The organism is Mitsuokella sp. oral taxon 131 str. W9106 (assembly GCF_000469545.1).
GTDB lineage: Bacteria > Bacillota > Negativicutes > Selenomonadales > Selenomonadaceae > AWVT01.
The window spans coordinates 19784-34012 of record NZ_KI273053.1 but is presented as its reverse complement, the minus strand read 5'-3'; the positions used below and the strand labels follow the sequence as shown (position 1 = coordinate 34012).

Here is a 14229-nt window from a genome sequence, read left to right as displayed (position 1 = left end):
GTTGCTGTCCCTGCCCATACGGATCTGATCCAGTGTCCTGCTGCCCGTGTTTTGCAGGGTGGATTGGAAATTCTGCATGGAGCGGCGATAGCTCTGCACAGGGCTGCGGCTCATCGCGAAGTTGCGGCCGAGCTGCGTCAGTGTCCCTCGGCTGAATCCGCCGCCGACGCTGCTCCTGCCCTCGCTCCTAGCGAAGTCCGCCGCTGCGCTTGCCGCACGGAACGCGCCGACGGCGCCTGCCGCTGCCCCGACGCCGCCGGCGGCGCCTCTCGCCATTTCGACCATGCTGTTGCCGCCGAGCTGGGGCGAGCCGCTGAGCAGCCCCGTGACGAGCACCGGGATCTTCTTTGTCAGGATGTAGATCATGCCGCAGGCGAGGATCGCCTGCAAGATGATGCCGAGATCTTCCAGCGTGCCCGGCGTCTCCTTGAGCTTCTGGACGAAGCTCTCGATGAATGGCACGGCCATCGCGGAGATGAAGGCAATCGCGCAGACTTTGATCGCGAGGTTGAACATCGCGCCGATTGCCTTTTCCGTCAGGAAGGAGAATTTCGACGTGACGCCGAACGCGAGGAGCGGGAGCGTCAGGAGCGCCATCGTGTAGAACTCGATGCGCGCCATGAACATCTCGAGCGCGGTCATGAACATGCAGTAGATGATCGCCACCATGGACACCACCATGATAATCAGGACACCAAAGCTGTCAAAGGATATGTTCGTGAAGATTGTCGTCACGCAGTCCGTGGCAAGCTGGGCGATGCGGTCGCAGTTCTCCCCGATGATGTTGTTCGCCGAGGCGGTGCTCCCGCTCGCCTTGATGCCGAGCAGCTCGAAGCCCTCCGAGAGCGAGCCCATGAGGGAGATCCAGTTCGTCATGAGGAAGAGGTAGAAGCCGATCTTCAGCGTCATGTTGATGAGGTACTGGAGCTTGTCGCCCGACATGAACTTGATGGACAGCTCCCACGTCGCCTGCACGACGGCGAGGATGACGAGGAGGCGCGTGCAGTACGGCAGGATGTTCTTCGCGCCCGGCGCGATGACGTGCTCGGTGTAGTGGTTCATGAAGCCGCCTAGGATGTTGATGCCCTTGGAGGAATCCTTGAGCTCCGGCGTGTAGAAGGTGACGGCGGACTGGGTGGCAGAGCTCGCTGTCCAGAGGTCGGTCCCGATGAGGAACGCGCCGAAGTTGAAGGCAAGCCCGAAGCCGAGCATGGCCTGCCAGATGAATTTCTTGCCGTCCTCGATGCCGAATGCGATCATCATGCCGGCGACGGCGGTCATGACGATGAGGATGACGTGCATCGCCGAGACGATGCCCTTCGCGATGGTTTTCAGGTTCGTGTCGAATGTGCCGCCTAGTCCCGTCCCCGCGTTTGCGATCGTGTCCGTGCCGCTTCCTGCCGCAAGGCCGGGGCTGGCGCTGGCAAGGAGCGCGAGGGCAAGGACGAGCACGACGAGGAGCAGGCGATCTGCCCTGATTGGTTTCCAGTTTCCCATGAAGCCCCTCCGTAAAGATGAATATTCCTTCTCTTGGTTCAGGTGTCCAACTTGGACACCTGAATATTTTATCTCTGTATTCGTATTTGTATGTTTCTTTGCTTTGGTTCAGGTGTCCAATTTGGACACCGGCTAGTCGACGGGCATCCCGGAGAATTTGGCTGCCTTGTCCTTCATGACCTGCTCGCGCGTCTCGCGGCTGGCCTTCTCGCGGTTGTCGACGTACCATTTCTCGGATTCCATCGCGAGCATCTGCGCGATGAGCTCTTTCGTGTCGGCCGCCTGGAGCGCCTGCGCCGCGGAGATCTGGATGCCTGCCTGCAGGAGCTGCTGCTCGCCCTCGGCATGGTTCGCGGCATCGACGGCGGTGAGCACGGTGTCGTTCATCTGCTTGGTGACGGTCTGCGAGTCCTTGGCGCGCTGCGCGGCGGCCTGGTAGGTCGCGTCGAGCGCCTTGTGGTTCTTCGCGGTCTCATGGTAGAGGTCGACGAGGGTCGCCTTGCGGTCGAGGACGGCCTCGATGCTGCCGATCTCGTTGCGGAAGATTTCGACGGGCGAGCTGGTGGAGTTCAGTATGGCAGGGGATTGGCCGTTTTTCTTGGCCACCTCGAAGGGGATGTCGGGATGCTCGCAGAAGTCGCCCGCGCTCTTTTGCTTTTTCCCCAGTTCTTCGAGGAGTCCCCAGTCGAGCTTTTTCGCGTCGAGGATCTTGAGGGCGAGCTCTTTCTGCTCGGTCGTCAGGATGTTCGCCGTCTGGATGGCGGTCTTGACTGCCTCGGCGATGTTCTTCTCGTCGATGACCATGACGGCGGCATTCGCCCGGTGGGAGGCGATGCCCATGGCGACGAGCGGCGCGCAGACGCCGAGGACGAGGCCGCAGATCACGGCTGCTTGCGTTTTCTTGCTGGTCCAGTTTGTAAACATGGTCTTGCCTTCTTTCTTCAATTTCAGCTGGTTGGCACGTCGCGCACGCGGACGCGGCTCTGCTCGTAGGCGGTGAGGGGCTTCTGTCCCTCGATTTTGTTTTGGAGGTAGTTGTATTCTACTTTGGCGACGGTGTTCTGCACGGCGGCGCCGAGGCTGGGGAAGCGGGCAAGCATGCTTTTCACGATGCTTTTCCCGTAGGCGCGCTGGTGCATCCGCTTCGGCGAGGCGTGCTGCAAGGCGTCCTCGATCTCGCGCTCTTCATATCCGATGCTGAACATGTGGCGGATGATGCTCTCGTCCATGCGGGAGTCGAACGGCATGCGGACGTCTTCTTCGATCTGCTCCAGGCAGTCCTCGTACATCTCCTCGGCGCTTTTCGTGCCGCGCGTGCGGACTTTCTCGGCGGTGAATGTGTAGGTGCGCAGTTTCTTCACCTGGTCGCGCAGGTCGTCTTTCTCGGTGGCGGGCGCGTGCTTCTGCTCATGCGGCGCGATGCTTTTGTGGCGTCCGTTCCATATCTTGGCCGGCTCTTCCTGCTTCGGCGTCTGCTCTTTTTGCTTGATTTCTTCGGCGAGCGCCTGCGGCTCTTCGCTTGGCGCTTCCCGCGCCTCGCGCAGGAGGGCGTCCAGCGCGTCGTCCGATTGCTCTTCATCTGAGAGCTTGCCGTAGCGTTTCAGGATTTCCTTGACGTCGTCCTCGCTCGCGCCGTATTTCGTCAGGAGCGCCTTTGCCGCAAGGCGGTTGTAGCGCGGGCGATCCGCGGCGACGCCTTCCGACACGCCCGATTGGAGCAATGCCTCGTCATAGTCGGTGAGGATGCGCTGGTAGATGTCGGCGGGCGTGACGGGGTCTACTAGCGCATCGGTCGCTTGCTCTGCGTCTCCTTCGAGCAAGGCAGCGACGGCCGCATCTTTTTCCCTGCCGAATGTGGCTGCCAGCGGCGAGTGCGCGGCGACTTCCTCGGTCAGGAGCTTCTTGTCGATGCCTCCCTTTTGCAGGACGGAGAGGATGCGCTGCTCGTCTGCGTAGGTCAGGACGCGTTTGCCGAGCCGCTTCCGATAGTCCTTGCAGCAGGCGGCGTAGAGGTTCTCGCCTGCCTTCGCCTCGGCGACGGCAGGCGCGGCGTCAAGCCTTGCATAGCGAAAAGCGGCGGTGAGCGCCTGCGCGGCTGCTTTTCGCGCATAGGCGATCTTGTCCTTGCCTTGATAGGCGGTCTTTGCGAGGAGCACGGCTTCTGCCGTCTCCTCGGCGCATTTCGCCTGCATGAGGAGCGCGGTGAGCGCCATGCCCTCGCGGACGGCGACGGGCGCGCCCGCAGGCTGTGCGGCGATGAGGGCGTCATACGCCTCCCCTGCCGCTTCCTGCTCACTTTCTTTTCGCGCCTGCCGCTTTTCCTCGTGGGCTTTCCAGATGGCGCGCTCATAGGCGGCCTGTTCCTTGGCGTTCCCGACGAGATCGCCGTAGAGGCTCTCCCCCAGGTAGGTCTCGCGCAGGGCGCAGCGGCTGACGCCTTCTTCCTGCATGGTCTCAAGCGCACGCGCGTCGGCTGCCCGAAAGGTGTCCAGGACTTGGCGCAGGGGCTTTTCATATTGCTCGTTGAAGCGTGCGATCGGAGGCGGGAGCGCGGTGTTCAGCGGATTTTCGTTGCCTTTTGGAAGGATGGCCTTCTGATACGCCTGCGCATCGGCGCCGCTTTCGGCAAATGCCATGCAGCGGCTCTCCATGAGCGCGGTCTGAAGCTGGCTGTCGCTATATCCTTCCCGCTGCATTTTGGCGAGGATGCCGCGCTCGATGCGCTCGATGACGGCGCGCAGGTCGCAGCAGGAGGCAAGGATTCGATAGCGCGCATAGAGGGCGTCGCTTGTCGATAGGATGGGTGTTCGTTCCATGCTTTTCCCCTACTTTCCTTTCCATGCGGCTTTCAGGACGTCCCACAGCCCTGTCGCCCCGCCGAATGGCTTGCCGAGCATTTCGGTGTCGATGTCTTTCTCCTTGGCGACTTCGCGCAGGATTTTTTCGAGTGCGTTCATGCGCATCTCCACGCGGTTGACGCGGATCGCGAAGTAGCAGATCATGCAGACGCACATGAGGATGATGGATTGGATCATAGGGCGATGGCCTCCTCTTTTGGGTAATCAGGCAAAATGAGGTCGTTCTCGGCGATCCAATGCTCGTTGAACGCTTCTTCGCCGTACTCGTCGAGGATGCGCTGGCACCGGGCGAGCGCGCTCTTGTTGACGGAGACGTAGGAGAGTGTGAACGGGCATCGGTCGAGCGCGAGGTTGTAGAGGCGCGAGCCGCGCGGCGAGTCGTAGTAGTACTCGCGCTGCGGCGTCGCGTGCGCGAGGAGCTGGATCTGCTGCCGGTTGAGCCCAAAGGCATGGTAGAGGTCCTTCCGCGATTCGGTGATGGCGAGCTTGTCCGGCAGGAAGATGCGCGAGAGGCACGAGGACAGGACGGTGTCGAGGATGGGGCTTTTGGCGATGTCGTCGAGGCTCTGCGTCGCAAAGAGGACGGACGTATTGTACTTGCGCAGCGTCTTGAGCCATTCCTTGATTTTGTCGGCGAACATGGGGTTCTCGAAGAACACCCAGCACTCGTCAAGGACGATGAGCGTCGGCCCGCTCTCGGCGCTCTTGACGCTTTTCACGACGTTCTCGATGCGATGGAAGATGTACATGAGGGTCGTGCCGACGATGCGCTTCGCGTTCATCAGGGTCTCCATCTCGAAGGACTGCCAGCTCGTGATGGAGAGGTGATCCTCGTCGGAGTCAAAGATCTCGCCGTACTCGCCCTTGTTGCCGTTGTCGTCGGACAGCGCCATCGGGTAGAAGGCTTCCTTGAGCTTGCGGCTCTGGAGGAAGCTGATGAAGGTCGTCATGGTGCGGAAGCCCGGCTCCATGCCCGCGACGGTCGTGAGCGAGTCGCGGATGAGGCTCTTCCTCTCCGGGGTGACCTCGATGCCTTCCTCGCGCAGGAAGTCGGTCAGCCATTCCTGCGCCCATTGGCGCTCGTCCTCGTCGTCGATATGGACGAGGGGCTGGAAGGAAAGGGACTGCGATTTGCCGATGTCGTAGAACTTGCCGCCGACGCCCATCGTGAGGACTTTGGAGCTTGCGCCCTTGTCGAAGATGATGACGCGGGCATTCTTGTATTTGCGGAACGCCGCCTCGATGACATTCAGGTGGACGGACTTGCCTGCGCCCGTCGGGCCGATCATGAGGCTGTGGCCGATCTCGCCGACGTGGAGATTCAGCCGGTACGGGCTCGCCCCGTCGGTCTGCGCGTAGAGGAGCGGCGGGCCGTCCAGGTGGCGGTTCCAGTCCTCGCCTGACCACGCGAGCGCAAGCGGCATCATGTGGATGAGGTTGCCGGTCGAGATGAGCGGCCGTCGGATGTTGCGCCCGACGAGGCCAGGGATGCAGGAGAACCACGTATCGACGGCGTTGAAGTCCTCGATCTTCGCCTTGATGCCGCGCTCGATGAAGATCTGCCGGATGAGTTTCGCTTTCTCGTCAACGGTCTCGCGATCCGCGTCGAGGACGACGACGGCCGTCGAGTAGTAGACGAAGGAGATATGATCGCCCTCCACGGCATTGATGGCGTCGCGGATCTCGGCGATGCGGTCGACAGCGAGATCGTCGATGTTCTCCGCGTTCTGTGCGCCCTCGCGTATCGCGGCATCGGCAAGGGTGCTCGTGATGGATTGGAGCTTGCCTTTCCAGTGCCTGCGCTCGGTGTCCAGCTCGCCTAGCACATCGTTCTTGCTCATGCAGTAGGCGCGCGTCACCCAGCGGAAGGCAAAGTCGAGGCGGTTGAACTCGTCCAGAAGGCCGAATATCGTCTCCTTGCCGTAGCTGATCGGCGCGATGACGCGCATGTGCTGGTTGCCGAGCTGCGGTTCAAGCCCGCCGTAGAACGGCGTGTCGTAGAGGCAGCGGTCGAGGAGCATCGGCGTTTTCGGTGCGCGAAGCGGGCGCGGCCTGCCGCTGACGGTCGAATGGAGGTAGGTAAGGAGCGCATCCTCATCCAGCGGATCGACTTCGATATGCAGGTTTCGGAACATGATGAAGAGCTTGTAAAGCTGCTCGGCGAAGCCCGCGAGGACGTCGTCGGCCTTGGTGATTTTCTTTTCCCTGCCCTCCACGATGAAGGCCTTGAGCTGCTCCTGCCGGTCTCTTGGCGGCAGGCAGTAGAGCGTCGCGTAGAAGCGCGACTCGAAGTAGATGCCGCTCGAAAAGAGCTTGCAGCGCTCGGCGTCCATGCCACGCGTGACGGGATCGGGAAAATACTCCGTGGAAGCGTATGCCGTGGACGGCGTGCGCTGCGCCTCGAAGTAGAGGACGTAGTTCGTCTTCATCGCCGCGACCGCGCCCTGGAGGCGATCGGTCATGACGGCAAGCTCCTCCTCCACGGAGGAGTCAAGGTCAGGTCCCCGATAGCGCCACGTCGCCTGAAGCGAGCCGTCCTTGTTGATGCAGACGGCGACGCTCCTGCCCGCGACGTCCACCGATGCCAGGCGTCCGAAATGCACGTCATCGGACAGGCGGTGCACGGTGCGCTTAAACAGGTTCAGTTTGTACATCGGTCTCCTCCTCTCTTCCGCCGCTTTGCGCGAGCAGGTCACAAAGTCCTGAAAAGCCGCAGATTGGCGGGAAGAGCGCAGCCCGGAACAGCCCGGGGAGACTCCCCCACCAAAGGTCTTTGGCATTGAAATCCTCGATGATGTACGGCAGGCGCATCGCCTCGATGGCCTGCGTGAGGTACGCCTCGACGCGCCCCCGTTCGTCCTCTGGGACGAGGAATATCATCTGATGGTTGTAAAGCCCGTTCACGGACTGGAGCAGGCCTTCTTGCAGCATGTCCTTGATGTAGCGGCGCGAAGGACACCATTTGCCCATGTAGCCCTGGAGTTCCTTCTTCGCCGATTTCGCATCGTATAGGAGCAGCCGCTGGACGTGTCGGAAGGGAATCCCGGCATCGGCAAATGCGGTGCGAAGATGTCGGACGGCCTCGCCCGACGAGCCGATTTCGGCAGGCAGCGTGAGGACGAGGTAGGTCTCGCCCGCAAGCCGCACATGGTTCGCGGAGAAGTCGAGATCGATGCCGTCGGTGAGCTGGATGTCGAGATCGATCGGCGGGTCGGGCATGGGCGCGTGCTTGCGTCCCATGGTGAGCGAGAACGTCAGGTAGTCGATGATCTCCTGATAGACAAGGACGGACGCCCTCGCCGAAGGTGGGAAGCTCCCCGCAAGGGAATCGAGCAGTGCGGCAAGCGCCTCCTCCGCCTTGTCAAGCGGGATCGGCTTGCCGTCCATGGTGTTGCGTACCATGGCATCGCGCTTATAGAACGGATTCCAGCAGAGGACGAGGAAGCAAGCCTCCTCGTCCCCTGCTGTTCCCGTCGGCGCGTATTGTTCCTCGATCCAAAGGCACCAGCCCTGCCGGAAGGCAGGGAGCGCAATCCGCTGCGCTTCCTCCCCGCGCGGGCAGAACCGCTGATAGCGGATGATGCCGAGCATGCTGTCATCCTTGTTGTGCAGGACGCTTTCATGCGTGAGCGCGCCCCACGGCAGCCAGTCCTCGATGCCCTTATTGGTGAGATGGTATTCTTTCCAGGACACAGCCTGCCTCCTTTCTCTCAGGTTGAGTAATAGTCGCGCTTGTAGGTGTAGTTGCTGAAGCACTCGAAGAACTGCGCATCGTCCTGCGAGAGATGGCGCACGCCGAAGTGCAAGACGAAGTTCAGCAGCAGGACGTACCAGTAGGATATGCCGAAGGTCAGCAGCACGAAGAGCGCCGCGCCGACGTTCGCAATGATGAACGTGCGCGGCACGCCCATGAAGAGGATGTACTCCGTCAGCGAGCGGTAGAGCGGCAGGTGCGTCCATGAGATCGTGTTGGCCGGCAAGTCTTTTTCGTCAATCATACGCACGCCTCAGCTCAGAACAAGCAGCCATCCGCGCCCTGCCCGAGGACCGAGGTCATGAACTTGCCCGCGCCCATCGCGATCGCGCCGCCGCCTGCGCCCTTGACGCAGCGCATCATGACCTGCTGCTCCCAGCCCATCGCCCAGCTCATGCCACCCATGGCGACCGACCCGGCAATGACGAGGATGGGGATCGGGCCCGTGAGCGCTTCCTTGATGGTATTGAGCGGCTTGTTGAGCGGCTCGATGCCGACGGTCTGCTGCGCGAAGCCCGTCGCGGCAGGCAGCAGGAAGATGCCGATCTGCAAGAGCTGCACCCAGTTGTCCGCTACAAAGTCCAGTGCGTCCTTTTTCGTGATGCGGATGCTGCGGGCGCGGGAAAGGGACTGCTCGATTTTCATTTTGATGCTCATGATGATTCCTCCATGACAAACAACAGTTTCTCTTCTTGTGGATTCATGGGGTTAGGATTCCCCCATGAATCCATTATAAAAGCGTGCAGTTTTTAAAAACTGCAAACTTTTACGGATTCGGGATTTTTTCAGCGGCGTTCCGTTTCCTTGCCGCATTGGTCGCACGGCCCCGGATGGTCCTGACGATGGCCGCAATTTGGGCATTCATACACGGGGATCACCTCCTTTCCGATGGACTTTAGCGTAATAAAGTTTTTCAAGGATACGTTTTCTTTATCTCACTAAAGTTTCAGAATTTATCTTTTTGTATATACTATAATTTATATTTATTTTTATAAATTATAAATATCATATTTACAAGATATGTTATTTTATGTAAATCTCTGTATTCCATTTATTTTACAAGGAATATTTCTATCCCTATATCCTAGTGTTTGAGTATGTCAATAAGTTATATAAATTGTTATCTATTTTTTCACAATTCATATTTTCCTATTTTGCTATCCTCTCTATTTTTATTGACTATGTCAATCAATATCCAGACGCCGCGTCATGTAGTCCCCCTTCTCCCTGTCCCATCCATCGACGGCCACGATTTCCTCAATCTTGCGCGAGACGGCCTTGCGCGCGATATAGACGACGACGTCGATCGCTCGCGCGATGCCCGCCTGCTGCGTCGAAAGCGATACGCGGCTGACGAGATCCTCCAAGCGGAACAAGGTGTCCTGCGCGCTGTCGCTGTGCACGGTCGAGCATCCTCCCCGATGCCCCGTGGACCACGCATCGATGAGCGTGAGCGCTTCCTTGCCGCGCACCTCGCCTACGACGATGCGGTTCGGCGAGAGGCGCAGTGTCTTGCGCAGCAGGTTCTCCATGTCCACGGTGTCCGTCGTCGAGAGGGCGACGTAGTTCTCGGCCGTGCATTTCAGTTCCTTCGTGTCCTCGATGGTGATGATCCGCTCGTCCAGGTTGGAGATTTCGGCAAGGATGGCGTTCAGCAGCGTGGTCTTTCCCGATGCCGTGCCGCCTGCGGCGATGATGTTCTTCTTGCCGTGGATGGCGTCCAGGATGATCTGGCGCTGCTTTTCCGTCATCGTGCCTTGCCGGACGTAGTCCGCAAGCGTGAATACGGTCTTGCTGTGCTTGCGGATGTTGAAGCTCGGCGCGGCCACGATCATGGGGAGCTCGGCTTGGAAGCGGCAGTTGGAGAAGAGGCGCGAGGCGGGGATGTCGGCTTGCAGGGACGGGTCTTCCTTCAGGTCGATGACCTGCCCCGAAAGGTCGGCGACGGCGTATATCACGCGCTTCGTCTCTTCGCTGTCCATGATGACGCCTGTGTACTGGAATCCTTTGTCGAAGGTGTCCACCCATAGTTTTCCGTCGGGGTTGACGATGACCTCGGTGACGTTGTCATCGTGCATATAGTGCATGATGTCAGGCCCCATGCTTTTTTCCAGGATTTTGATACGCCGCTCTTTGACTTCCTGATCGAACTCTGCCATGCTAGGCTCCTTTCTGCTGCTCCCATACGGCCATGCTCTCCTCCCAAAGCGCGGAGAAGGGCTTCGCATCTGCCTGCTCCCATGCGGCAAGGCTCTCCTCCCAAAGGGCCGCAAAGGGGATTGGCTCTTGCGCGTGGCTTTTGGCATCGTCTATCGCTTGCGCACTTGCGGGCTGTGATCCTTCTTCATTCCGCTCGATGGGCTCAGCTTGCTGCGCTTCCTCTCGATGGGCTGGAGCGGCCGCCTGATTTTCTGTTCCAGTGTCGGCAGGCCGCGGGACAGATGGCTGTTTTTCTGCTGCATGGTTTTCCTCTCCCGTTTGTGTTTCTGCTTTTTTCTGTATGCGTTCCTCTTCCTTCGCCCGCGCCTCGGCGACGCGCTGCTGCCGCTCCTTGATTTCGGCCAGATCGGCCGCATGGACGGCGAAGAGCTGCGCGTATGTCTGCACTTTCGTGAACGTATCGGAGAAGGCAGGAGGCGGCTTGATCCGCTTGGTAAAAAATTCTTCCTCGTAGTAGCGGATCTTCTTGCCGTAGATGGACCGAAAGCCTGCAACGAACACGAGCTCGCGGTCGGCAGGCATCCGGCGCACTTCGTCCGGCGTCATGAGCTTGCGCCCGATCTGTGAGGTCGAGGTGGAGCTTTCGAGTATCTTGCTGCCGTTCGTGGACTTGGACACGGAATGGATGGTCTTTTCGCCGAGGGTGTCCGAGAGCGTCTTTGCCGTGCCGCCTCCATCCTCCAGTGTCGGGGTGAAGTAGACCTGCACATGGCAGTTGCCAGGTATCGCGTTGTCTTTTGTGTAGATTTTGTTGAGCTGCCCCATGCTCTGCGCGACGATGCAGATCTTGATGCCATAGCCCGCGCAGATGGCGAGGGTTTTCTCGATGGATTCGAGCTTGCCGAGCTGTGGGAACTCGTCGAGCATGAGGAGGAGGCGCTGCTTTTTCGTTTGCGCCGTCCCTTTCTTGGTGTCGAATTTCATGTCGCGCACGAGCTTGGCGAGCATGGTGTTGACGAAAAGGCGCAGGATAGGGCGCAGCTTGTCGATGTCGTTCGGCTGGAGGACGAGGTAGAGCGACACTTCTCCCGAAGGATCGAGGAGATCGCGCAGGGCGAAGTCGGAGACGGCTGTGTTCTTTCGGATGAGCGGGTCTTGGTAGACTGCCATCGCGGTCTGCGCCGTCTGCATGACGGATGCCCGCGTCTGCTCGGCGCCGTTATACATATTGGCCGCGGACTCGGCTACTTTCGGATGGACGAGAAGCTGATACCACGGGTCTGGGTGGCTTTGGATCGCGAGGTCGATTTCCTGCTTGTTTTTCGCCGCCTTGATGTTCGGCGCAGCAAAGTTGAATGTCATGCCGCGCTTTTCCTCTTGGACAAGGGTCTCCCGCAGCAGCTCCAGATTGCTTTTGGGGGGCGCGGCGTCCTCTCTGCCCGCCTGGAGCGCTTCCTCATAGGCGCGTGCCGCTTTCTCGTTTTTCTCCACCGCTTCTGCGAAGGCAGGGCAGGCCTTGGCAAACGGGCGAAAGTCGTCGATGTATTCGCCGTATACTTCTTTTAGGATATTGCGCCTGCCGTCTATCTCCAAAAAATCCTCCTTGGCGATATGCGGATAGAGCTTCATTGAAGCGAAGAGCATATCCGTGCTCATGCCCGGCGAGGACAGGAAGCTCATGATGTCGGACGGGCAAGGCAGGACGCGCCTTTCTTGATCGTGTTTGTAGAGAAGGTGCAGGATGACGCCGTTGACGAGCGCGGCGGCAGAGTTCTCCCAAAAGGGATCTTTGCCGCCTTCGCCCGTCTTGACCATCATTTCGGATATGGTCGAGACGTCGGTCAGTTCCTCGAAGGATTGGTAGTCGATTTCGGCAAGCGGATTCCATTTTGCGGCCGATCCGTCCTTGCAGAGCGGCTCGAACTTCATGACACGCTGGTGCATGTGATGCTTGCGCCATGCGGCCGTGAAGTTCCAAAGCTCGCCCTTGGGATCGAAGAAGAAAATGCTGTGCTTCCAGCAGATGCCGGTCGGGACCATGTTGCAGACGCCCTTTCCGGATCGTGTCGGCGCGACGAGCAGGATATGCTCCGGGCCGTTATGCAGCATGATTTTATCGTTGAAGGGATTGCGCCCCACGACAAAGCCCGTTTCCTTTGCGGCAAGCCCTGCCTCCTCGATGTCCTTCGCCTTGGCGAAGTCCGCCGTGCCGTGGCTCGTCATGCGCGCCATGTTCCGATAGACCTGATAGCAGCAGAACGCGCCCAAGAGGTAGATGCCCCACTCCAGCATCCAATACTGAGCGAGCGTCGCATGGATGGCGGACGCAAGCTCTTTGTTGCTGCGCCACATATCGACGGCAAAGGGGCTGTATATATGCCCGTACAAGCGTCCGGGCAAAAGCTCATGGTAGGCAAGGTCGGCCGCAATGCACTGCGTCGTGATCCAGTTCGCCGCGACATAGGCGACGGCGGCAATCACGCCGCAGAGGATAAAGAGGCGCGGCCTGTCCTTTTCGTCGATTTCCTGCATGGATGCCTCCCTTACACGCCGCTCGCGAAGGTGATCGGCTGCTTGACATAGATGGTGAACTGATAGCCTGGCTCGATGGTGACGGTCGGCTTGATGCCGCCTGCCGCCTTTGAAAAGAGCTGGGAGGTCGAGTTGATGAGGTTCGCCATCGCGCCCTGCATGGCGATCTGCCCGCCGGTGTAGCTGTTCTGCGAAGAGCTGTCCCCGCTCGCAAGCGAGCCGAGCGCGGCGATCGCACTGGAGAACATGCCCGCCGAGATCTGGCGCATGGTGTGCCGATGGACTTTGCCCGTGATGCCATTGTAGCCTGCCCCATCGACGGCCACCATGCTGCTGCCGATGTCGTAGGCATCACCGTTCGGCAGGATGAGCGTGCGGAATGTCACCGCGATGCGCCCGCTTTCTGCCCCGCCACCCTCGTATTCGCCGAGCAGGCGCGAGCCGACGGGGATGAGCACGTTGCGCTGTGAGAGGGTGTCGTATACGTCCGCCGTCACCTGTGCGGTCACCTGCCCCGGTGCGTCGGTATTGATGCCGGAAAAGAGCATGGCGGGGATCGTCGTGCCGGCTTGCAGGGTATATGGATTGCCCGTCGCATAGGACAGGCTTGCGGTCTGCAAGGAGTTCGAGGTCGGTGCGGGCGCTTGCGCCGAAGTGGGCACGACGGCGTTTCCAGCAGGCGCATGGTCCGCGCCCGCTGCCGGCTGCGATGCTGCGGGACTCCGTCCGAGCGCAAAGTCAATGGCGGATGCAAATCGCTTTTCCATCTCATCTGCGGCGCGCTGCGCCTTGCTTTCCTGTGTCTGCGCCGACGGCATTGCCGGTGCTGCGGCCGGCGAAGCAATGACCGGCGCGCCTGCCGAGTAGGTGGGCGCGGGGATGGATGGGACGGATGGCGGCGTGCTTCGCGGCGTGGACGAGGGATATGCGCCCGTCCGCGCCGGCTGCGCGGCAGGATTCTCCCCGTTTTGCCCGGCCTGCGCTGCTTGGGCAGACGCTTGGCGCGGGTTTTGGTTTTTCTGGTCGAGCATGCGGAGGTCTTTGTAGCTCAGTTCGTTCTGCTTGCCTGCCTCGCCTTTTGCGGATGGATTCTTGGTTTCCTGCGCCGTGCTGTGCGAGGCAATCGGATTCTGGTCTTTTCCCTTTGTGTCCTCGTCGCTGCTGACAAGGTAGCTTGCGGCAAAAGCGACGACAAAGAGGAGCATCGCGATGCCGATCAGCTTGCGGCGGATGGTGCGCGGCTTTTTATGCGTGCCGCCATTCATGCTCTGCTCGCCCGGCTTGTCGTCGCCCGCATCGCCTGCGTAGTTCTCTGCCTCCGCCTCTTCTTCCGAAGGAGGCTTTTTCTCTTTGTGCAGTTTTTGCTTGACTAGGTTTGAAAAGGCTTTCATGTAGCTTTGGATTCTCGAGTCGGCCACGATCTCCACC

The 14229-nt window shown here is 60.0% G+C and carries 11 protein-coding genes; all 11 read right to left on the bottom strand.

Annotated elements, in window-relative coordinates; translation table 11 throughout:
* Positions 1 to 1497 (bottom strand): type IV secretion system protein (locus HMPREF1985_RS02410; protein WP_021770852.1); only part of this gene is annotated, 1497 nt, incomplete at its 3' end.
* Between the two features lie 132 nt (positions 1498 to 1629).
* A complete protein-coding gene (locus HMPREF1985_RS02405) occupies positions 1630 to 2421 on the bottom strand; it encodes a hypothetical protein (protein ID WP_040636829.1) in 792 nt (263 codons plus the stop codon).
* Between the two features lie 23 nt (positions 2422 to 2444).
* Positions 2445 to 4313 carry a hypothetical protein gene (locus HMPREF1985_RS02400; protein WP_021770850.1) on the bottom strand — a complete coding sequence of 623 codons (1869 nt, stop codon included), beginning with the start codon at positions 4311 to 4313 and terminating at the stop codon, positions 2445 to 2447.
* Positions 4314 to 4322: 9 nt separating this feature from the next.
* Positions 4323 to 4532, bottom strand: coding sequence for a hypothetical protein (locus HMPREF1985_RS02395; RefSeq protein ID WP_021770849.1), 210 nt, complete (start codon positions 4530 to 4532; stop codon positions 4323 to 4325).
* Complete coding sequence (locus HMPREF1985_RS02390) at positions 4529 to 7009, bottom strand: TraG/VirB4 family ATPase (RefSeq protein ID WP_021770848.1); 2481 nt, start codon at positions 7007 to 7009, stop codon at positions 4529 to 4531. Before HMPREF1985_RS02390 ends, HMPREF1985_RS02395 begins: the two co-directional genes overlap by 4 nt.
* Positions 6987 to 8048 carry a hypothetical protein gene (locus HMPREF1985_RS02385; RefSeq protein ID WP_021770847.1) on the bottom strand — a complete coding sequence of 354 codons (1062 nt, stop codon included), beginning with the start codon at positions 8046 to 8048 and terminating at the stop codon, positions 6987 to 6989. The genes HMPREF1985_RS02390 and HMPREF1985_RS02385 overlap by 23 nt, the downstream gene beginning before the upstream one ends.
* A gap of 17 nt (positions 8049 to 8065) precedes the next feature.
* Entirely contained in the window at positions 8066 to 8353 is a 288-nt protein-coding gene (locus HMPREF1985_RS02380; RefSeq protein ID WP_021770846.1) for a VirB3 family type IV secretion system protein, read from the bottom strand.
* Positions 8354 to 8367: 14 nt separating this feature from the next.
* Positions 8368 to 8766: a TrbC/VirB2 family protein gene (locus HMPREF1985_RS02375; RefSeq protein ID WP_021770845.1), complete on the bottom strand. Its 399-nt coding sequence runs from the start codon at positions 8764 to 8766 to the stop codon at positions 8368 to 8370.
* A 527-nt stretch (positions 8767 to 9293) separates the two neighbouring features.
* Positions 9294 to 10268, bottom strand: coding sequence for a P-type conjugative transfer ATPase TrbB (trbB, locus tag HMPREF1985_RS02370; RefSeq protein ID WP_021770843.1), 975 nt, complete (start codon positions 10266 to 10268; stop codon positions 9294 to 9296).
* Position 10269: 1 nt separating this feature from the next.
* Positions 10270 to 12801 (bottom strand): type IV secretory system conjugative DNA transfer family protein, encoded by a 2532-nt coding sequence (locus HMPREF1985_RS10760; protein ID WP_021770842.1) that lies wholly within the window; start codon positions 12799 to 12801, stop codon positions 10270 to 10272.
* An 11-nt stretch (positions 12802 to 12812) separates the two neighbouring features.
* Positions 12813 to 14219, bottom strand: a complete 1407-nt coding sequence (locus tag HMPREF1985_RS10755) for a TrbI/VirB10 family protein (RefSeq protein ID WP_155943505.1) — start codon at positions 14217 to 14219, stop codon at positions 12813 to 12815.
* Positions 14220 to 14229: the final 10 nt, after the last annotated feature.

Excerpts from the sequence above, each read along its gene's own strand:
- HMPREF1985_RS02380 (WP_021770846.1), bottom strand. The coding sequence starts at position 8,353 with ATGATTGACGAAAAAGACTTGCCGGCCAACACGATCTCATGGACGCAC.
- HMPREF1985_RS10760 (WP_021770842.1), bottom strand. The coding sequence starts at position 12,801 with ATGCAGGAAATCGACGAAAAGGACAGGCCGCGCCTCTTTATCCTCTGC.
- HMPREF1985_RS02390 (WP_021770848.1), bottom strand. The coding sequence starts at position 7,009 with ATGTACAAACTGAACCTGTTTAAGCGCACCGTGCACCGCCTGTCCGAT.
- trbB (WP_021770843.1), bottom strand. The coding sequence starts at position 10,268 with ATGGCAGAGTTCGATCAGGAAGTCAAAGAGCGGCGTATCAAAATCCTG.
- HMPREF1985_RS02405 (WP_040636829.1), bottom strand. The coding sequence starts at position 2,421 with ATGTTTACAAACTGGACCAGCAAGAAAACGCAAGCAGCCGTGATCTGC.
- HMPREF1985_RS02400 (WP_021770850.1), bottom strand. The coding sequence starts at position 4,313 with ATGGAACGAACACCCATCCTATCGACAAGCGACGCCCTCTATGCGCGC.
- HMPREF1985_RS02395 (WP_021770849.1), bottom strand. The coding sequence starts at position 4,532 with ATGATCCAATCCATCATCCTCATGTGCGTCTGCATGATCTGCTACTTC.
- HMPREF1985_RS02375 (WP_021770845.1), bottom strand. The coding sequence starts at position 8,766 with ATGAGCATCAAAATGAAAATCGAGCAGTCCCTTTCCCGCGCCCGCAGC.